At 66.2% G+C, this 17,953-nt stretch carries 17 protein-coding genes; 11 read left to right on the plus strand and 6 right to left on the minus strand.

Annotation, left to right across the window (positions count from 1 at the left end; genetic code table 11):
* Window positions 1-97: 97 nt before the first annotated feature.
* The 3 genes from QWJ37_RS14085 (at window position 98) to QWJ37_RS14095 (ending at window position 5,307) form a co-directional block, all read left to right on the plus strand.
* A complete protein-coding gene (locus QWJ37_RS14085) occupies window positions 98-895 on the plus strand; it encodes a sulfite exporter TauE/SafE family protein (protein WP_290245653.1) in 798 nt (265 codons plus the stop codon).
* A 143-nt stretch (window positions 896-1,038) separates the two neighbouring features.
* A complete protein-coding gene (locus QWJ37_RS14090) occupies window positions 1,039-4,371 on the plus strand; it encodes a DEAD/DEAH box helicase (protein WP_290245654.1) in 3,333 nt (1,110 codons plus the stop codon).
* Between the two features lie 483 nt (window positions 4,372-4,854).
* The gene (locus QWJ37_RS14095) at window positions 4,855-5,307 is read left to right on the plus strand and encodes a MarR family winged helix-turn-helix transcriptional regulator (protein WP_290245655.1); all 453 of its coding nucleotides are present in this window, start codon (window positions 4,855-4,857) and stop codon (window positions 5,305-5,307) included.
* A gap of 33 nt (window positions 5,308-5,340) precedes the next feature.
* On the opposite strand, the gene QWJ37_RS14100 is transcribed toward QWJ37_RS14095, so the two are convergent.
* Together QWJ37_RS14100 and QWJ37_RS14105 are read right to left on the minus strand one after the other, a co-directional pair.
* Window positions 5,341-6,258, minus strand: coding sequence for an NAD(P)-dependent oxidoreductase (locus QWJ37_RS14100; protein WP_290245656.1), 918 nt, complete (start codon window positions 6,256-6,258; stop codon window positions 5,341-5,343).
* Between the two features lie 95 nt (window positions 6,259-6,353).
* Window positions 6,354-6,998, minus strand: a complete 645-nt coding sequence (locus QWJ37_RS14105) for a CE1759 family FMN reductase (RefSeq protein ID WP_290245657.1) — start codon at window positions 6,996-6,998, stop codon at window positions 6,354-6,356.
* Window positions 6,999-7,279: 281 nt separating this feature from the next.
* Here QWJ37_RS14105 and QWJ37_RS14110 point away from each other — a divergent pair, with 281 nt between their 5' ends.
* Window positions 7,280-7,810, plus strand: a complete 531-nt coding sequence (locus tag QWJ37_RS14110) for a hypothetical protein (protein ID WP_290245658.1) — start codon at window positions 7,280-7,282, stop codon at window positions 7,808-7,810.
* A 110-nt stretch (window positions 7,811-7,920) separates the two neighbouring features.
* On the opposite strand, the gene QWJ37_RS14115 is transcribed toward QWJ37_RS14110, so the two are convergent.
* The gene (locus QWJ37_RS14115) at window positions 7,921-9,609 is read right to left on the minus strand and encodes an FAD-binding dehydrogenase (RefSeq protein ID WP_290245659.1); all 1,689 of its coding nucleotides are present in this window, start codon (window positions 9,607-9,609) and stop codon (window positions 7,921-7,923) included.
* A gap of 219 nt (window positions 9,610-9,828) precedes the next feature.
* On the opposite strand from QWJ37_RS14115, the gene QWJ37_RS14120 reads away from it, so the two are divergent.
* Entirely contained in the window at window positions 9,829-9,969 is a 141-nt protein-coding gene (locus QWJ37_RS14120; protein WP_290245660.1) for a hypothetical protein, read from the plus strand.
* A gap of 156 nt (window positions 9,970-10,125) precedes the next feature.
* On the opposite strand, the gene QWJ37_RS14125 is transcribed toward QWJ37_RS14120, so the two are convergent.
* Window positions 10,126-10,362, minus strand: coding sequence for a YegP family protein (locus QWJ37_RS14125; RefSeq protein ID WP_227905567.1), 237 nt, complete (start codon window positions 10,360-10,362; stop codon window positions 10,126-10,128).
* Between the two features lie 125 nt (window positions 10,363-10,487).
* Here QWJ37_RS14125 and QWJ37_RS14130 point away from each other — a divergent pair, with 125 nt between their 5' ends.
* Genes QWJ37_RS14130 through QWJ37_RS14140 form a run of 3 tightly spaced genes read left to right on the plus strand, consistent with a single transcriptional unit; the run spans window position 10,488 to window position 11,941 of the window.
* A complete protein-coding gene (locus QWJ37_RS14130) occupies window positions 10,488-10,991 on the plus strand; it encodes a very short patch repair endonuclease (RefSeq protein ID WP_290245661.1) in 504 nt (167 codons plus the stop codon).
* Window positions 10,988-11,680 carry an HAD family hydrolase gene (locus QWJ37_RS14135; protein WP_290245662.1) on the plus strand — a complete coding sequence of 231 codons (693 nt, stop codon included), beginning with the start codon at window positions 10,988-10,990 and terminating at the stop codon, window positions 11,678-11,680. Before QWJ37_RS14130 ends, QWJ37_RS14135 begins: the two co-directional genes overlap by 4 nt.
* A gap of 36 nt (window positions 11,681-11,716) precedes the next feature.
* Window positions 11,717-11,941: a hypothetical protein gene (locus QWJ37_RS14140; RefSeq protein WP_227905580.1), complete on the plus strand. Its 225-nt coding sequence runs from the start codon at window positions 11,717-11,719 to the stop codon at window positions 11,939-11,941.
* A gap of 64 nt (window positions 11,942-12,005) precedes the next feature.
* On the opposite strand, the gene QWJ37_RS14145 is transcribed toward QWJ37_RS14140, so the two are convergent.
* Together QWJ37_RS14145 and QWJ37_RS14150 are read right to left on the minus strand one after the other, a co-directional pair.
* A complete protein-coding gene (locus tag QWJ37_RS14145; RefSeq protein WP_290245663.1) occupies window positions 12,006-14,507 on the minus strand; it encodes a Tex family protein in 2,502 nt (833 codons plus the stop codon).
* A 53-nt stretch (window positions 14,508-14,560) separates the two neighbouring features.
* Window positions 14,561-14,854, minus strand: coding sequence for a DUF503 domain-containing protein (locus QWJ37_RS14150; RefSeq protein WP_227905584.1), 294 nt, complete (start codon window positions 14,852-14,854; stop codon window positions 14,561-14,563).
* Window positions 14,855-14,933: 79 nt separating this feature from the next.
* Here QWJ37_RS14150 and QWJ37_RS14155 point away from each other — a divergent pair, with 79 nt between their 5' ends.
* From QWJ37_RS14155 to QWJ37_RS14165, 3 genes are read left to right on the plus strand one after another with little or no spacing between them, the layout of a single operon-like run.
* Window positions 14,934-15,422 carry a DUF2243 domain-containing protein gene (locus tag QWJ37_RS14155; protein ID WP_227929176.1) on the plus strand — a complete coding sequence of 163 codons (489 nt, stop codon included), beginning with the start codon at window positions 14,934-14,936 and terminating at the stop codon, window positions 15,420-15,422.
* Window positions 15,415-16,197 (plus strand): cytochrome c oxidase assembly protein, encoded by a 783-nt coding sequence (locus QWJ37_RS14160; protein WP_227905589.1) that lies wholly within the window; start codon window positions 15,415-15,417, stop codon window positions 16,195-16,197. Before QWJ37_RS14155 ends, QWJ37_RS14160 begins: the two co-directional genes overlap by 8 nt.
* A gap of 53 nt (window positions 16,198-16,250) precedes the next feature.
* Window positions 16,251-17,921 carry a RecQ family ATP-dependent DNA helicase gene (locus tag QWJ37_RS14165; protein WP_290245664.1) on the plus strand — a complete coding sequence of 557 codons (1,671 nt, stop codon included), beginning with the start codon at window positions 16,251-16,253 and terminating at the stop codon, window positions 17,919-17,921.
* Window positions 17,922-17,953: the final 32 nt, after the last annotated feature.

The following is a 17,953-nucleotide window of genomic DNA, read 5'->3' on the forward strand; positions in this document are numbered from 1 at the left end:
AATAAATCAGATTTATCTTCCCAAAAGATAGCACGACTGAACGGCCGGCGACGGCGCCGCCTAGTCTGCGGGCTCCCCCGGTGCGAGCGTGGAGTCCATGAGTGTGGTCGGAGTGGCAGTTGCCCTCGTCGTCGGCGCCGTGGTGGGCCTGACCGGGGCGGGCGGTGCCATCATTGCCGTACCGGCGCTCGTATACCTGGTGGGCCTGGACCCGGAGGATGCCGTTCCCACCTCGCTGATTGTGGTGGGACTGTCGTCGCTGGCGGGCCTGCTCCCCCGCCGGCATGTTGGCATCAACTGGCGCCTGGTGGCCGTTCTTGGTGCGGCGGGGATTCCTGCATCATGGGCCGGCGCCGCCGTTGCTGAACGCCTGGATCCGGACGTCCTGATGCTGTTCTTCGCCGGGATGATGGTGTTTGCCGCCGTCCGAATGCTGCTGGCCAGCCGCGTCGGGGCGGCGGCGCGGACCGCCCGCCCTCCGGGGGAAAGCCCGGAAGCGGCCATCCGCGGGATGCTCGTCCGCGGGCTCACCGTCGGCCTGGTGGTCGGTTTCCTCACCGGGATGCTGGGGGTCGGCGGCGGTTTCCTGCTCATTCCAGCCCTCACGCTGATTCTGCGGGTGGGTATGCAGCAGGCGGTGGGAATCTCGCTGGCGGTAATCGCCATCAACTCGGCTTCGGGGTTTGCCGCCCATCTGCCGGGCCTGACCATGGACTGGGCATTGACGTTGTCCTTTGCCGCCGTAGCGGTCATCGCTTCCCTGGCAGCGGGGCGCTTGTCCCGGCGGCTGAATGAGCGAGTAGTCAGCCGCGCGTTCGCAGTGCTGATTCTGCTGGTGGCTGCCTGGGTGGCCGCCTCCAGCCTGCCGTCCGTCATCTCCGGGCGGGCCCTCTGAACAATGCAGAAGAATTAGCACGCAGATCACGCCATTGTGATCCGCGTTACCCACCATCCTAGGCATGGCCCCCCGGTGGTCACCAAATCCGCCCGCCGGAGCCGGCCGCATAAACGGTCGGTGCTGCGTGAGACGATAAAACCATGCCTGAAACCCCTCCGCTCGTCGACGTCACCGACGTCATCCGCGTGGTGGGCGGCTCCGCGTTCCAGCGCGGACAGACCTACTCGCGGGGCGGGGCCGTGGAGTCCCTGGAATGGGATCCGGCCGGCGAAGTACTGCGCGCGCAGGTCCGCGGCAGCGCGGCGGCGCCCTACCGGACCCTGCTGCAGCTGGGGGCCAAACGGCAGGGCGACTACCGGCTGCTGGACAACCACTGCAGCTGTCCCCTGGGCTTTGACTGCAAGCACGTGGCAGCGGCGGCCCTGCAGAGCAATGCCGAGCATCTGCGCGCCCGGCAGGAGCTCTCCGCCCCGGTATCAAGGCCCACGGTGCCGGCCTGGCAGCAGTCCCTGCAGACCCTGATTGATGCGGACCTGGCGGATGGCACCAAAGCGGTGGAAACCACCCCGCTTGCCCTCCAGTTTGAACTGCGCAATATCGTGGCTGCGGCCACCCGGTGGGGCGCGCCCGCCCCGCACAGCCAGCACCGGGCCACTCCCTTCCGCCTGGGGGTCCGCCCTGTGGTGCGCAATACCAAGGGCAACTGGGTGAAGAACAACCTGGCCTGGAGCAACATCAGCTACCAGACATACGGGCTGCGGCTGGATCCGGACCAGCACCGCTGGTTCTCCCAGTTCCCGGCACTGCACCGCTCCAACGGGGTGAGCTATTTCGGGCAGAACGACTCCTGGCTGTACCTGGACGATTTCGCCAATCCGCTGCTCTGGCAGCTGCTGGAGGAAGCCACCCGTCTGGGTATCCCGTTTGTCGGCAGCAAAAAAGACGCCCAGGTCCGCGTAGGGAAACTCGCCACCCTCTCACTGGACGTCCGCGCCGCCGGTGTGGAAACCCCGGCGCCCCTGCAGCTGCTGCCGACGCTGGAAATCGACGGCACCGTGGTCCCCGTGGAGGATGCCGGCATTATTGGCAGTCACGGCATTTACCTGCGTTCCCCGCAGAACACCATCACCCTGGCACCCACTGCCAAAACCCTTACGGAACAGGACAAAGGCCTGCTGCTGCAGGGCGCTCCGGTGATGGTGCCCCGGGCGGACGCCGGAGTGTTCCTCGAAAAGTTCTATCCGCGGCTGCGCCAGGTGCTGCCGGTGACCAGCAGCGACGAATCGGTCGAGTTCCCGGAAATCTCCCCGCCCGTCCTGGTCCTCACCGCCGCCTTCGGCGCCGAGGATCAGCTGGCCCTGCGCTGGGAGTGGGAATACCGCCACGGCAGCACCGTGACCCGGCTGCCGCTGACGGGCAGGTCCCCCGGCACGTCCGACGACGCCGACACCTCCTACCGGGACGTTCCCGCCGAAGGTGCGCTGCTGGCCGCAGCTGGAAAGGCGCTGTCCGCCGTGCCGCGGAACCGGACACTGCACGGCATTGAGGCCGCCGAGTTCACTGAGCACCTGCTGCCGGTGCTGGAGGGGACCGAAGGCCTGCGAGTGGAAATACAGGGCGAGCGGCCCGACTACCGCGAACTGCTTGAAGCACCCAAGCTGAAGATCACCACGGTGGAAACCGAACGCCGCGACTGGTTCGATCTGGCGGTGATGGTCACGGTAGAGGGCCGTCTGGTCCCGTTTGCTGACATCTTCAAGGCCATCGCCCAGGGCAAGACCAAGCTGCTGCTGGTGGACCGCACCTACCTGTCACTGGACCGTCCGGAGTTTGAGCACCTCCATGCCCTGATCAATGAGGCGCAGGGGCTGCAGGAGTGGGACACCGGGGAACTGAGCATCAGCCGGTACCAGGCCGGGCTGTGGTCCGAGCTGGAGGAGCTGGCGGAGGAAACCGAGGAAGCCGTTGCCTGGCGGGAATCGGTCTCCGCCCTGCTGGACCTGGAATCCGTAGAGCCGGTGCCGCTGCCGGCCGGGCTGCAGGCCAACCTCCGGCCGTACCAGCACGAGGGGTACAACTGGCTGGCTTTCCTTTGGGACCACGGGCTTGGCGGCATCCTCGCCGATGACATGGGCCTGGGTAAAACCCTGCAGACGCTGGCCCTGCTGGCCCACGCCCGCGAAAAGCAGGCCGGCCAGGACCGAAACCCCGGGCAGTCCCCCGGCGCCCCGGAGCCCCGGCCTTTCCTGGTGGTGGCCCCCACGTCCGTGGTGCCGAACTGGGGATCCGAAGCGGCCCGCTTCACTCCCGGCCTCAAGGTAGTGACCATCGGAGACACCACAGCCAAGTCCAAGGTGCCGCTGGCCGAGGTGGTGGCCGGCGGCGACGTCGTCATTACCTCCTACGCCGTGTTCCGGCTGGACTTCGCCTCCTATCGGAAACTGGACTGGGACGGGCTGATCCTGGACGAGGCCCAGTTTGTGAAAAACCGGGTAACCCGCGTGCATCAGTGCGCCCGCGACCTGCCGGCTCCCTTCAAACTGGCCATCACCGGCACCCCGATGGAAAACAACCTGATGGAGCTCTGGGGGCTCTTTGCCATTGTGGCGCCGGGGCTGTTCCCCTCCGCCCGGAAGTTTGCCGATGAGTACCAGCGGCCGATCGAGCGCGGCGACAGCCCGGACCTGCTCGCCCGGCTGCGCCGGCGTATCCGGCCCCTGCTGATGCGCCGGACCAAGGAAGCCGTGGCCAAGGACCTGCCGGAGAAACAGGAACAGGTCCTGGAAGTGGAGCTGCACCCCAAACACCGCAAAATCTATGAAACGCATCTGCAGCGCGAACGCCAGAAGCTGATGGGCCTGATCCAGGATATGGACCGCAACCGGATGATCGTGTTCCGGTCCCTGACGTTGCTGCGCATGCTCAGCCTCGACGCCTCCCTGGTCGAGGAAGAACACGAGGGTGTGCCCTCAGCCAAACTCGACGTCCTCTTTGAACAGCTGGAGGACATCACCGCCGAGGGCCACCGGGCACTGATCTTCAGCCAGTTCACCTCCTTCCTGAAAAAGGCAGCGGACCGGCTGGACGAGCAGGGCATCAAGTATGCCTACCTGGACGGCTCCACCCGCAACCGTGCGGAGGTGATTGCCTCCTTCAAGGACGGCGTAGTGCCTGTGTTCCTGATCAGCCTGAAGGCCGGCGGCTTCGGCCTGAACCTGACAGAGGCGGACTACGTCTTCCTGCTGGACCCGTGGTGGAACCCCGCAGCGGAATCCCAGGCCGTGGACCGCACGCACCGGATCGGGCAGAAGAACAACGTGATGGTCTACCGCATGGTCGCCCGGGACACCATCGAAGAGAAGGTCATGGCGCTGAAGGAACAGAAGGCCAAACTCTTCAGTTCCGTCATGGACGACGACGCCGTCTTCAGTTCCGCCCTGACCGCTGAGGACATCCGGGCACTGCTGCAATAACTGCCGCGTGAAATAGGGCACGCCACCGGTCCGTGAAGCCCGTGGAACAGCGGCTTCCGCGCACCCCCACTTTTTCTACGGAGTGTAGAAAAAGCTACCGTGGAACTAGGCCTGTTGGCTGCCCTGCGGCTCCGGGCCCCGGTACCACGTGGCAAGGAAAGGTAATGAGCGTCCGGGAATCTACCCTGACCCGACCGGTGGAAGCACCGCCGAGGGATGAAGATGATCTGGTGCACGTGTTCTGCACCCCGTGTAAACAGCAGGCTTTGCGCCGCGCCCGCCGGCCCGTGCCGTACTGCGGCAAGCACATGCCAAACCGTCCGCTGCGCGATGACACCGGACAGCTCCCCGTCTGTATTGTCTGCATGGAACTGGCCAGGTCCGCACCCTGTCCGCGCTGCGGTACGCGGGCACGGCTGGACTAGGGGCAATGCCGAAGGCCCAAGGGTTCCCGGCAGGGTGTTTGATTTGTACAGTGGAGTGATGGCGACTCAGGAGCGGCCCATTGGATTCTGGCTCAAACTCGTAGACCAGCTGGTTGATGACCAGTTCGGTGCCAGCTTTGAGGAGCACGGCGTTACCCGCCGGCAATGGCAGATGATGAACCTCCTGGTGGAGGGCCCTGCCTCACAGAAACAGCTGGCGGACGGGCTGCGGCCGTTTTTCCCCGCGGTGGAAACCGGTACCTCCGAGGAGCTCATCGAGGAACTGCGCGAATCGGGGTGGGTGGCCCTGGACGCGGAGCAGTATGAGCTCACCGATCTGGGCCGGCGCAGCCTGGAAAACCTCCGCGGGGCAGTGGACCGCATCCGCGGCCTGATGACCGAAGAGATTACCGAAGAAGAATATGCCGCCCTGCTGACGGTGCTGCAGCGGATGGCGCGCAATCTCGGATGGGACGGCGACGTCGCCTCCGGACCGGCCGTGGATACCTAAACCCGGGCCGGGGAGGGGCCCGCCGGCATGGGCTCAGTAGCCTGCCTGCGCGTCCACCAAACCTTCCAGCGGCGCTCCGACCGCCAGATTGTGCACATTGTTCCGCACCCGCCGGGCAAAGTGCGGCCGGATCATGTCCTGTGTTTCACCGCTGTGCGGGGTTATCAGCGCCCTGGGCTCGGACCACAGCGGGTGGCCGTCCGGCAGGGGCTGCGGATCGGTGACATCCAGGGCCGCTCCGGCCAGGCGGTCCTGGGCCAGGGCAGCGACCAGCGCATCCGTATCCACCAACGGGCCGCGGGCAATGTTGATCAGGAATGCCTCGGGAGGAAGCAGTGCCAGGCGCCGTGCATCGATCAGATGCTTCGTGGCAGCTGTCATGGGTGCTGCCAGAATCAGGACCTCCGTGCCGGGCAGCACGCCGTCCAACCCGGCGTCGGTGACGGTTCTTTCCGCCCCCGGCACGGGCCGGTCATGGGCACGCACCATGGTGACGTGGTCGGTGAAGGCTGAGACCAGGCGCAGGATCTCCCGACCCACTCCCCCGGCTCCGACAACGGTTACGTTCTTCCCGTGCAGTGAAACGCCCTGCGGACTCCCCCAGGACCGTGCCCGTGCAAAGGTGTCCACCGAGCGAAGTACTGCCAGGGTCAATGCCAGGGCGAATTCACCCACCGGCTGCGCAAAGGCGCCTTTGCCACTGGTCCATTGGCGGTCCGGGGTGCGCAGGATCAGGTCCCCATACGCGTCCACACCTGCCAGCGGCAGTTGGATCCAGCTCAGGTGCGGATGCTGCAGCAGTACGGTTTCCAGCGCATCCTGGGAGAGGCCGCCTGTAAGGACCAGTCCGAGAGTGCTCGGGGAAAGCGGTTCAACCACGCCCCCGCCGGCGTGCACCGCCTGAAGCAGGTAGTCACTGGCCTGAGGCAGGATTGCAACGCTCGGTTCCATGAACGGTCCCCGTTCGAAGTGAGCTGGCAGTCCCAAAAGTATAGGGTCCGCGGGTCCGGCCGGGCAGGGTCCCGGCCGGATTGCCCCCGCGGACGCTACTTGCGCTGCGTCTGGGCCAGCAGCTCTTCGAACGGCAGTGACGTTTCAGCAAGCTTCTGCGGCGCCGCGGCCGCCCGCGGCTGTGGAGCGGGAGCATCCCCCATCAGGGCAACCAGCTCGCCGGCAGCACGGCGGACCCGCTGATCCAGGGAACCGGTGCCGGTTTCGCCTTCTCCCCAGTCGCCGGGAGCAGCGTAAACAGCGGTGGGGGCCGTCCGTGCGCGCAGGTAGCTGAACATGGGGCGCATGGAATAGTCCAGCACCATGGAATGGCGGGCACTTCCGCCGGTGGCGCCGATCAGTACGGGCTTGCCGTCAAGGGAGGAATTATCGATGACGTCAAAGAAGGATTTGAACAGGCCGCTCATGGAGGCGGTGAAGACCGGAGAGACGGCAATCAGGGCATCGGCGGCAACCAGCTCGTTGATGGCCGCTTCCAATCGCGGAGGCGCATAGCCGGTGACCATGGAGTTGGCAATGTCCACGGCGTATTCCCGCAGCTCGAAGGTGCTGACAGATGCGCTCAGTCCGCCGGCTTCGATTTCCATCCGCGCTGCCGCTGCCAGAGCATCGGCCAGCATCCGCGAGGACGAGGGAACGCCCAGCCCGCCCGAAACCACCACTAGCCTGCGATCAGTCATCCGATTCTCCTTTTCATGCGTTTGCATACAGTGGGGAACGGCCGCGGACACACCCTTTATTCCCGCTCTTTCCGCACCCGGCAGCCAGCACCACCGCGTGACCTGCCCGCACATCCTCCATTCGGTGGAGCCCGGTTTCGGAAGCCGGGCAAAAACCCCGGGAATATCCACCGTTATGGGGACCCATTGGGGCTTTGACTTGGCTAGGCTGGGCAGGACATCGTTTGGGTCTTCACTGATAGTCATTCATTATTCGTGTGAAACAAAAGGGGAAAATTACTATGAGCACGCCTAACTACAACTACGGCGCGTACAGCGGCGGAGAATCCGCCCCTGTAGCCAACGAGCCGCAGCGGCCCACGGCCGTGGAGCGCGGCTTCTGGCTGCTGATCGCCTCGGCTGTTGCGAGCCTCATCGGTCTGGTTCTGTCCGTGGCTACCCTGACCTCCGATGCAGGCCGCGCTGAACTGGCACGCGCCAGCGGCCTGACCGGCTCCGATGTGGATACGGCCGTCACCATTGGCCTGGTCACAGCAGTCGTTATCGGCGTGATCAGCCTTGCCGTCAACGTCCTGTTCGCTGTGTTCGCCCGTAAGGGACACAACTGGGCCCGGATCGTCATGGCCGTTTTCGCCGGTCTGTCCCTCACCAGCCTGATCGGGGTCAATGGTTCACCGGCCGGCATCCTCAGCCTGGTCTCCATCCTGCTGCTTATTGCCGGCGTGGTCATGCTGTTCATGGGCCCGGCCAGCGCCTACTACAACCAGATGAAGGAATACCGGCAGGCCCGGAAGATGGGATACGCGGGCTAGTCCCTTCAACTCCCGCACCGGCCGGGACGGCATCCATGAGGCTGCTGTCCCGGCCGGGCGTCTTTAAGCGGCGCCTCTATGTTTGTGCGGTGCCTATGTTTGTACGGTGCCTATGTTTGTGCGGTGCCCTGCCCGGCCGCGGCTCGGCCGGCTGCACGGCCGCTGAAGAGGCATCCGCCCAGGAACGTGCCTTCCAGGGACCGGTAGCCGTGCATACCGCCGCCGCCGAATCCCGCTGCCTCGCCTGCGGCGAAGAGCCCCGGCACCGGAGCGCCGTCGTCGCCCAGGACCCGTGACTGCAGGTCAGTTTCCAATCCGCCGAGGGTTTTGCGGGTCAGCACCGAAAGGCGGACGGCAATCAGTGGTCCTGCCTTGGGGTCCAGGATCCGGTGCGGGGCGGCCGTGCGGATAAGCCGGTCACCGAGGTACGTGCGGGCGCCCCGGATTGCGGTGACTTGGGAATCCTTGCTGAACGGATTGAGGATTTCGCGGTCCCGGGCCTCCAGCTCACTGCGGACCGCGTCAACGGACAGCTCGGGGACCTGCCCCTGCGCCGAAGATCCTTTGGCCAGCACATTCATTCCGGCCACGAGTTCCTCCACGGAATCGGCCGTCAGGAAATCCTCACCGTGGTCCAGGAAGGCCTGCACGGGTGCCGGTACGCCCGCGGTGGCCCGCCGAAGCACGTCCCGTACCGATTTGCCGGTGAGGTCGGGGTTCTGCTCGGACCCGGAGAGGGCAAACTCCTTGCGGATGATCGACTTGTTGAGGATGAACCAGCTGTAGTCGTGCCCGCTGCGGCGCAGATGTTCCAGCGTGCCGAGGGTATCGAAACCGGGGAAGAGCGGAACCGGCAGCCGGTTGCCGGCCGCGTCCAGCCAAAGGGAAGACGGCCCGGGCAGGATCCGGATCCCGTGGTTCTTCCATACCGGGTCCCAGTTCCGGATGCCTTCCACGTAATGCCACATCCGGTCCGGGTTGATTACCCGCCCGCCGGCCGTCTGTGCAATCCCGATTCCGCGGCCGTCCACGTGTTCAGGCACGCCGCTGAGCATGTTCTTTGGTGCCGGTCCCATCCGTTGCGGCCAGGCCGCCCGCACCGCGTCATGGTCTCCGCCGATGCCGCCGGTAGTCAGGATCACCGCAGAAGCAGTGAATTCGAAGTCGCCGGTAACCGTCCGCGACGAGGCCGTGCCGCGCGGCGTCGTCGTGGGTTCCAGCACGCTGCCGCGCACTCCGGTCACGGCCCCGTTGGTCAGGACCAGCTCATCCAGCCGGTGGCGGAAGGCCAGGCGGACCAGGCCGCGTTCGACGCCGTCGCGCACCTTCGCTTCAAAGGGTGCGGTGATACCGGGGCCGGTACCCCAGGTGATGTGGAAACGCGGCACGGAGTTGCCCGGACCGTTGGCGCCGTACCCGCCGCGCTCCGCCCATCCCACCACCGGGAAAAGGCGGTGTCCCATCTGCTGCAGCCAGGCCCGTTTCTCCCCGGCGGCGAAATGCACGTACGCCTCGGCCCAGCGGCGCGGCCAGTAATCCTCTTCCCGGTCAAAGCCGGCCGTGCCAAGCCAGTCCTGCCAGGCCAGTTCCACGGAATCCCTGACCCGGAACCGGCGCTGTTCCGGTGAATCCACCAGGAACAACCCGCCGAAGGACCACCAGGCCTGGCCGCCGAGGCTCTGCTGTCCCTCCTGTTCCACCAGGATCACGGTTTGTCCGGCCGCCACCAGCTCGGCGGTGGCCACCAGGCCGGCGAGGCCTGCTCCTACAACAATGACGTCTGCGTCTTTGGGCTGCATCCGGCTCACGCTACCGGCAGTGTGCGGTACAGGCCAGCAGTTTGTGAGGGAGTGTCTGATCGCCCCACACCGCACTTAGCGCAGCCGCCCGGCGGGACGGGGACGGCTTGAACCGTCCGGGGTTCCCAGACCGGGCCAAGTCCCTAGACTGGAACGAAGGCCGCTCCACAGGAGAACCGGCGTCCGCCGGTGCCGGCCGTGAGCGAAGTGGAGAATCCCATGAGCGAGCAGGGCAGCGAGGAAAAGGACTCCGGCCGGACGCATCCGCAGCAGCCTGCGGAGGGCAACGGCAAGGATGAGGAAAACGAGGCGCAGGTCCACCCTCAGGAACCCGCTGAGGGCGGCGAGGACCAGACCTAGGCACCGGGAACCCGGCGTCAGGTGACGCGGCAGCTCCCGGAGACGTAGAACAGGCCCCGTCCCCACCTAAAACAGTGGGGACGGGGCCTGTTCCGTAGTGCGGAGGTGCTGTGTTGCTGAAAATGCCGTGTTACTGGTGCTCTACATACTTCCGGCTTAGTTGGCAGCCGCCCGTGGCGCAGAGCTGTTGGCTGCACCCAACACGTCTGCGTCCTTGCTCTGGTCAACCACGGGTCCGGTGCCGGCAATCTCGCGCAGCTGCTCGATTCCCGCCGCCGCATCCTGCTTGGTGTCGAAGGTGGTGGACACTGCCATCAGCGTCCCGTCACCGGAAATGAGCTTGATCCGGTAACTTCCCTCGTGGGCGTCCACCAGCTTGAAGTAGCCCGACATCACTTACCTCCTTGTAAGGGTTTATCAGTGACTTCAATAGTAAGCGACCTTATGGCTTTGGAAATCCCCTCCAGCCAATCCGGGTAGCGCGAAACCCAATCGTGACCTTTTCCTAGACTGGGACCATGGCCGACATCCTCACTCCCGAGCAGCGCAGCCGGAACATGTCCCGCATCCGGGGCAAGGACACAAAACCGGAGCTTTTGGTCCGCCGCCTCCTGCATGCCGCCGGATATCGGTTCCGGTTGCACGGAAGCTACGGTCCCGCCCGTCTGCCAGGGAAGCCGGACCTGGTGTTCGCCGGCCGCCGAAAAGTCCTGTTCATCAACGGCTGTTTCTGGCATGTCCACTCCTGCCGGGCCGGGCAGCATGCCCCGCAAACCAACAGCGCGTTCTGGTCCGCGAAGCGAAACCGCACGGTGGAACGGGATGCCGCTGCCCGGGCCGTCCTTGAGGCGGCGGGCTGGGAGGTTTTGGTGGTGTGGGAATGTGAGCTCAAGGAACTGAGCGTGGTGGAACGGCAGCTTCGCGCCTTCCTGGGCCCGCCGGGACGGGCAGAGTTCCCGGCCCCGGCACTAGACTCGAGAGCAGGCACAGGCACTACGGATAACGAAGGCGGCAAGCTATGAGCAGTTCCGGCAACGGCAAGCGCGGGGTCCTTTTCGATGTGGATGGCACCCTCGTGGATTCCAATTATCTGCACGCGGTCTGCTGGTGGCAGGCATTCCGCCGGATGGAACATGACGTTCCCATGTCTGCCATCCACCGCGGCATTGGCATGGGCGGGGACAAACTCGTGGAACACCTCCTTGGCGAGGACCGCAACAAGGAGGAGGACGAAAAGCTCGACAGCACCCACGGCGCCATCTTCTCCACCTGGTGGCCTTCGCTGCGCGCGTTCGACGGCGCGGGGGACCTGCTTAAGGCCTGCGCCGGCAAGGACCTGACCGTGGTGCTGGCCTCCTCCGCTTCGGAGGCTGAGCTCGGGTTCCTGCGCACCGTGATCGACGCCGATTCGGCCATCAGCGGCGCCACCAGCTCCGGCGATGCCGAGGCCAGCAAGCCCTCCCCTGACATTTTGGAGGCGGCACTGGAATCGGGCGGACTGGACGCAGCAGACACCGTTTTTGTGGGCGACTCCGTCTGGGACGTGAAAGCGGCAAGCAAGCTCTCCATCCCTACCATCGGACTGACCTGCGGCGGTACCAGCGAAGCCGAACTGCGCGAGGCCGGTGCCGAAGAGGTCTACGAGGATCCGCGCGCATTGCTGGCGGCCTTGGACAGCAGCCTGCTGGGCACGCTGATCGGCCGCAACTGATTTTCCAGAAGAAGCAAGCATCACCGAGAGGACACCGTGACTACTGAACCCACCGGACCAGCCAACGACGCCGAGGACCCGCTGGGTCCGAGCGCACCGCAGCCCGGCCCCACCGGAGAACCCCGTAGGCCGGGAAGCTCTTCGCACTCGGCCGGGAACATCCGCGAGGACCAGGGCACCCATGCCGCGGGCACCGTACCTGCCTCACCGGATCAGGCGGACGAAGCCGAAGCGGCCGATCGGCCCGGCAACCCCGACTAGCTCTTCCGCACGCAGGCCGGGCGCAGTCCTGTGCCGGGCACCGCTCCTTGAGCCCGGCACCGCCCTATTTCAGGAGCCCGGCAGCCCGCATGGCGTCGGCCATGGCACCGGTGGGAACCGTGGTCTGTGGTCCGCCCCTGCCAGCCTTCGCGGCGGGGGTGGACGCGGACGACGACGGCGCCCCGGTTTTGGCCGGCTTGCTGTCGCCTCCCCGGGCAGACTTCCCCACACCCGCCTTGGCCGGCGGCTTCCCAGCGTCGGACCGGGCCTGACGAACGGATCGCTTGGTTCCGGCGCTGCCTGCCGGTGCTGCCGGTGACGGCAGACGCCGCGGCCGGCCGCCCGCGGGTCCCTCGGCGTCGTCGTCGAGCCGGAGCGTCAGCGAAATGCGTTTGCGCTCCGGATCCGCCTCCAGCACTTTGACCTTGACCACCTGCCCGGATTTCACCACTTCGCGGGGATCGGAGATAAAGCTGGTGGACATGGCGGAGATGTGTACCAGGCCGTCCTGGTGCACTCCCACGTCCACGAAGGCACCGAAGGCCGCAACATTGGTGACCACACCGTCCAGGATCATCCCCGGACGCAGGTCCGAGATCTTTTCAATGCCCTCCGAGAACGTTGCCGTTTCAAAGGCCGGGCGTGGGTCGCGGCCGGGTTTGCGCAGCTCAGCCAGAATATCCAGGACCGTGGGCAGGCCAACGGTACCGTCCACAAAAGCTGCCGGATCAACCCCGTCCAGGGTGGCACCTGCCGCACTCATGGTGGCCCCGGCCGCGGCCAGGATCTTCCGGGCCGTGGGGTAGGACTCCGGGTGGACGCTGGTCCCGTCCAACGGTTCGCTCCCGCCGGTGACGCGCAGGAAGCCGGCGCACTGTTCAAAGGCCTTGGCACCCAGCCGGGGCACCTTCACCAGGTCCCGGCGCCGGGTGAACGGGCCGTTGGCGTTGCGGTACGCCACAATGTTTTCGCTGAGCAGCGGGCCGACGCCGGCCACCCGGGTCAGGAGCGCGGGCGAGGCGGTGTTCAGGTCCACGCCCACGGCATTAACGCAGTCTTCAATCACCGCGTCCAGGGACCGCTCGAGTTTGGCCGGTGTGACGTCGTGCTGGTACTGCCCCACACCAATGGATTTCGGATCAATCTTGACCAGTTCTGCCAGCGGGTCCTGGAGCCTGCGGGCAATGGACACCGCCCCGCGCAGCGACACGTCCATGCCCGGCAGCTCAGCGGAAGCCAGTGCCGAGGCTGAGTACACGGATGCCCCCGCCTCGGACACCACCAATTTCCGCACCTGCGTGCCTGCCGGCAGCATCCGGATCAGTTCGGCGGCCAGCTTGTCCGTCTCGCGGGACGCGGTGCCGTTGCCAATGGCAATAAGTTCGACGCCGTGCTGCCGGACCAGTCCGGCAAGTGTCGCCAGTGCCTCGTCCCAGCGCCGCGCCGGAGCGTGCGGATACACGGTGTCCGTGGCCACCACCTGGCCGGTGCCGTCCACCACCGCCACTTTGACGCCGGTCCGCAGCCCGGGGTCGAGCCCGAGGGTGGCCCGGTTGCCCGCCGGGGCAGCCAGCAGGACATCGCGCAGGTTGGCCGCGAACACCCGTACGGCCTCAGCCTCCGCGTCAGTGAACAGGCGGACCCGCAGGTCCACGGAAAGTTTGGCCAGGATCCGGCGCCAGGCCAACTGCACGGTTTGCGCCAGCCACGCGTCCGCCGGACGTCCCCGGTCCGCCACGCCCAGCCGCGCGGCTACGGACCGTTCATAGCGGGCCCGGGCCTTTGCGAGGGCCTCGGCGTCGGCCGGGTCTCCTTCACTCAGGCTCAGTTCCAGGATTCCTTCCTTCTCGCCCCGAAACAGTGCCAGTACCCGGTGTGAGGGCATCCCCGACGGTGACTGGGAAAAGTCGTAGTAGTCGGTGAACTTGCGCCCTTCGGTTTCCTTGCCCGGGCGGACCTGCGAGCGCATCCGACCCTGCCGCCAGAGCTTCTCCCGCTGCTCGGTCAGCAGGTCCGCGTCCTGGGAGACGCGCTCAACGAGGATGGCCCGGGCACCGGCGAGCGCCTCGGCGGCATCAGGGACCCCGTCGCCCAAATAGGCCGCGGCTTCCTTCTCCGGGGAGCGCCGCGGGTCGGCCAGCAGGGCATCGGCCAGCGGCTCCAACCCGGCTTCCCGTGCGGTCTGGGCCTTGGTCCGCCGCTTGCTGCGGTACGGAAGGTAAATGTCTTCGAGGCGGGACTTGGTGTCGGCGGCGACGACGGCGGCACGCAGTTCGGGGGTCAGTTTCCCCTGCGCTTCCACGGCCGCCAGGATGACCCGGCGGCGGTCCTGCAGCTCGCGCAGATACCGCAGCCGCTCATCGAGCTCGCGCAGCTGGGCGTCATCCAAGGTGCCGGTGACTTCCTTGCGGTACCTGGCAATAAAGGGAACGGTGGCCCCGCCGTCGAGCAGTTCAACTGCTGCACGGACCTGCCAGGGCGCCACCCCCAATTCGGCAGCCAGCTGGGCAATGACCTCGGCATCGGGAGCGGAAGGGGCGGGGGCGGGTGCTGCGCTAAGACTCACCCGCCCAATTGTTCCCCATTGCCTCCACCGTGGCGAGGTCGGGCCGCGGTCGGCTAGTCCTCTGCCGTGAATAGCCGGCGCCGGGTGCTCAGCAGCTGGACTTCCGGCCGGGCAGCGACCAGCCGTTCGGCGGCGTCGAGCACATCCACCACATGCGTACGGTCCGCGGCCACCACGCCCACGCCGATGGCAGCCCTGCGATGCAGGTCCAGTGACCCGACCTCTGCTGCGGAAACATCGAACTTCCGCCGCAGCTCGGCGAGGATGGGCCGGACGAGTGAGCGTTTGCCCTTCAGCGAGTGCACGTCCCCCAGCAGCAGGTCTACTTCCAGCGCGCCGATCCACATCCCTCCATCCTTGCTGCCGGGATGGACCTTGTCACTGGCGGACCTGCGGGTGTGCGGGGCCCGGTGTTATGTTCGAAACATGGCTTCTCCGCTTCCTCCATCACGGTCCCCCCGGCGGCGCAACCTCCTTTCCGGAGCCCTTTTCGGCATCGGGGTGGCTGCTTTCGTAGACGAGGTGGTTTTTCACCAGTTACTGCAGTGGCACCACTTTTATGACCGGTCCACTACTGCAGCGGGGCTGTTTTCGGACGGCCTGTTCCACGCCTTCGGCTGGTTCGCCGTGGTGGCCGGGCTGTTCCTGTTCGCGGATCTGCGCCGCTGGCACGAGGTCATCCTGCAGCGCTGGGCCGGCGGGGTTCTGCTGGGCGCCGGAGCCTTCCAGCTGTATGACGGGACGGTGCAGCACAAGCTCATGGGGCTGCACCAGATCCGCTACGAGGTGGACCTGCTGGTGTATGACACGGTGTGGAACGCGGTGGCCGTGCTGCTGATGCTCTCCGGAGCCGTGCTGCTGTGGCGTACCCGTGCTGCGGTTCCCCCGGCCGCGGACGCCAGGACCGATGCATAGCCACGGTGAGGGCGGATTCCCGGCGGAGTCGCTTTTCTTCATTCCCGCCGTAGTGGCGCTGGTGGCGTACTGGGCCGGAGCGCTCTCGCCCCGGTCCGGAAGCTGGCCCTGGCACCGCACGGTGTTCTTCACCCTGGGGGTAGCCGCAGTGCTGGCGACCGTGCTGAATCCCCTGGCCGAACTCTCACATACCGATTTCGCCGTGCTGAGCTTCTCCCACCTGTTGGCCGGTATGGTTTCGCCGCTGCTCCTGGTCCTCTCGCGCCCCTTCACCCTGGCCCTGCGGACTCTCGATGTTTATCCCGCACGCCGGCTCTCCCGATTGCTGAGAAGCGGGTTTGTACGCTTCCTCGGCAATCCCGTCACCGCCGCCGTCCTGAATACCGGGGGCATGATCCTGATGTTCCGCACCGGGCTGCTGGATGCCATGCAGGACTCCATGCCGGTGCACTGGCTGGTCACCTTCCATCTGCTGGCCGCCGGATACCTCTTCACCGCCTCGATCATTGGCCGGGACCCGTCACCGCACCGGGCCGGATACCGGTTGCGTGCCGTGGTCCTGATCCTCTCCATTGCCGCCCACAACATCCTGGCCAAAGGCATCTACGCTGACCCGCCGCCGGGCATTGAGCCGGCAGCCGCGGAACAGGGCGCCCTGGTGATGTACTACGGCGGGGCCGCCGTCGAAATCGTGCTGATTGTGCTGCTCTGCCGGCAGTGGTACCAATGGTCCCGGCCGCGCAGCCGAATCGCATCCGGAACCCGTCATCAGTAAGCTGATTACTTCACGCCGGCAGGAGCCGGCCCGGTACGCCTGAAGGATCATGAATGAATATCACGCGGGAAGACCTGATCAGGACGGCGTCGGAGATCTTCGGCTGGGACACCCCGCGCGAAGGACAATTGGAGGCCATGGCCGCCGTGGCACAGGGCAGGGACGTCCTCTGTGTGATGCCAACCGGACACGGTAAATCCGCCGTGTACCAGGTGCCCGCCTTCACCCTGCCGGGCATCGCCGTCGTCATTTCGCCGCTGATTGCACTCCAGCGCGACCAGGCAGACGGGATCAACGCGGCCGCCGGCGCCACCCGCGCCTACGTCCTGAATTCCAGCCAGCCCCAAAGCAGCATTGATGCCGCCTGGGCTGCCGCCGAAGACCGGAATGAGGACACCAGGGCCAAGTTCCTCTTCCTTGCACCCGAACAGCTGGCCCGCCAGGAGGTCTCGGACCGGCTCAAAGGCCTGGATGTTTCCATCCTCGTGATTGACGAGGCGCACTGCGTCTCAACCTGGGGCCATGACTTCCGGCCGGACTACCTTCAGCTCGGCGGGCTGGCGCAGGCGCTGGGCCGGCCCGTCGTGGCGCTGACGGCCACCGCCGCTCCCCCGGTCCGGGCCGAGATCGCCGAGGTACTCCAGCTCAAGGACCCGTTCCTGATTGCCCAGGGGTTCGACCGGCCCAATCTGCACCTGGCCGTCCATATGCACGTTGAAGCCGAGGACAAGCGCCGCGCAGTGATGCAGAGCGTCACGGAACTCACCCATCCCGGGCTGGTCTACGTGGCAACCCGCAAGGAAACGGAGCAATACGCGGCGGACCTGGCCATGGCGGGCCTGCGCACGGCGCCCTATCACTCCGGCCGGCCCGCCGGAGAACGCAAAGAGGTCCACCAGCAGTTCCTCGATGACCAGCTGGACGTGGTGGTAGCCACTACCGCCTTCGGCATGGGGATCGATAAACCCAATGTCCGCTACGTGGTGCACGCCGGTATCCCGGATTCCATTGACAGCTACTACCAGGAGATCGGCCGTGGCGGGCGGGACGGTCTGCCGTCGGCCGCCGTACTGCACTACCGCCCGGAGGACCTGGGGCTGCGCCGCTTCTTCGCCAGCAAACGCCCCGATGAGGGTTCCCTGCGCCAGCTGCTGGCGGCACTGCGCGCCGAACGAGGCCCGATCAAGCAGGCGCAGCTCGCGCAGCTCGCGCAGAAGCTGGGCGTCAGCGGCAGAAGGCTCTCCGGCCTGCTGAACCTGCTGCAGGAAGCCGGCGCCGTAAGCATGTCCAAACGCGGCTACAAGGCACGCAAAATGGCACCCAATGATGCGGTGGCGGCCGCCATGGACTACGCCGAACGCCGCGAGAACATTGACCAGTCCCGGGTGGACATGGCCCGCCAGTATGCCGAGACCTCCGGCTGCCGCCGCCAGTTCCTGCTTGGCTATTTCGGCGAGGAACTGCCCGAACCGTGTGGCAACTGCGACAACTGCGACAGGGCTGCCGCCGAAGGTGAGGCCGTGGAGGACGCAGCGCCGAGCACCGGGGAAATGGAGGATCCTTTCCCGCTCCAGTCCGCCGTGACGCACGCCGAGTGGGGACCCGGCGTCGTGATGAGCTACGAGAATGACACGGTAACGGTTCTCTTCGAGTCCACGGGATACAAAACATTGTCCGTGGAACTGGTGGTGGAAAAAGGCCTGCTGGAGCCGCTAAACCGGTAGCCTCGGGCAACCGTCAGGGGACACCGGGCATT

Source organism: Arthrobacter sp. YD2, from assembly GCF_030410475.1.
Lineage (GTDB): Bacteria > Actinomycetota > Actinomycetes > Actinomycetales > Micrococcaceae > Arthrobacter_B > Arthrobacter_B zhangbolii.

Coding starts and splice junctions, on each gene's coding strand:
- QWJ37_RS14110 (WP_290245658.1), top strand. CDS start 7,280: ATGAGCACGCCTAACTACAACTACGGCGCGTACAGCGGCGGAGAATCC.
- QWJ37_RS14135 (WP_290245662.1), top strand. CDS start 10,988: ATGAGCAGTTCCGGCAACGGCAAGCGCGGGGTCCTTTTCGATGTGGAT.
- QWJ37_RS14090 (WP_290245654.1), top strand. CDS start 1,039: ATGCCTGAAACCCCTCCGCTCGTCGACGTCACCGACGTCATCCGCGTG.
- QWJ37_RS14105 (WP_290245657.1), bottom strand. CDS start 6,998: ATGACTGATCGCAGGCTAGTGGTGGTTTCGGGCGGGCTGGGCGTTCCC.
- QWJ37_RS14125 (WP_227905567.1), bottom strand. CDS start 10,362: ATGTCGGGCTACTTCAAGCTGGTGGACGCCCACGAGGGAAGTTACCGG.
- QWJ37_RS14100 (WP_290245656.1), bottom strand. CDS start 6,258: ATGGAACCGAGCGTTGCAATCCTGCCTCAGGCCAGTGACTACCTGCTT.
- QWJ37_RS14120 (WP_290245660.1), top strand. CDS start 9,829: ATGAGCGAGCAGGGCAGCGAGGAAAAGGACTCCGGCCGGACGCATCCG.
- QWJ37_RS14085 (WP_290245653.1), top strand. CDS start 98: ATGAGTGTGGTCGGAGTGGCAGTTGCCCTCGTCGTCGGCGCCGTGGTG.
- QWJ37_RS14115 (WP_290245659.1), bottom strand. CDS start 9,609: ATGCAGCCCAAAGACGCAGACGTCATTGTTGTAGGAGCAGGCCTCGCC.
- QWJ37_RS14160 (WP_227905589.1), top strand. CDS start 15,415: ATGCATAGCCACGGTGAGGGCGGATTCCCGGCGGAGTCGCTTTTCTTC.
- QWJ37_RS14155 (WP_227929176.1), top strand. CDS start 14,934: ATGGCTTCTCCGCTTCCTCCATCACGGTCCCCCCGGCGGCGCAACCTC.
- QWJ37_RS14150 (WP_227905584.1), bottom strand. CDS start 14,854: ATGTGGATCGGCGCGCTGGAAGTAGACCTGCTGCTGGGGGACGTGCAC.
- QWJ37_RS14130 (WP_290245661.1), top strand. CDS start 10,488: ATGGCCGACATCCTCACTCCCGAGCAGCGCAGCCGGAACATGTCCCGC.
- QWJ37_RS14095 (WP_290245655.1), top strand. CDS start 4,855: ATGGCGACTCAGGAGCGGCCCATTGGATTCTGGCTCAAACTCGTAGAC.
- QWJ37_RS14165 (WP_290245664.1), top strand. CDS start 16,251: ATGAATATCACGCGGGAAGACCTGATCAGGACGGCGTCGGAGATCTTC.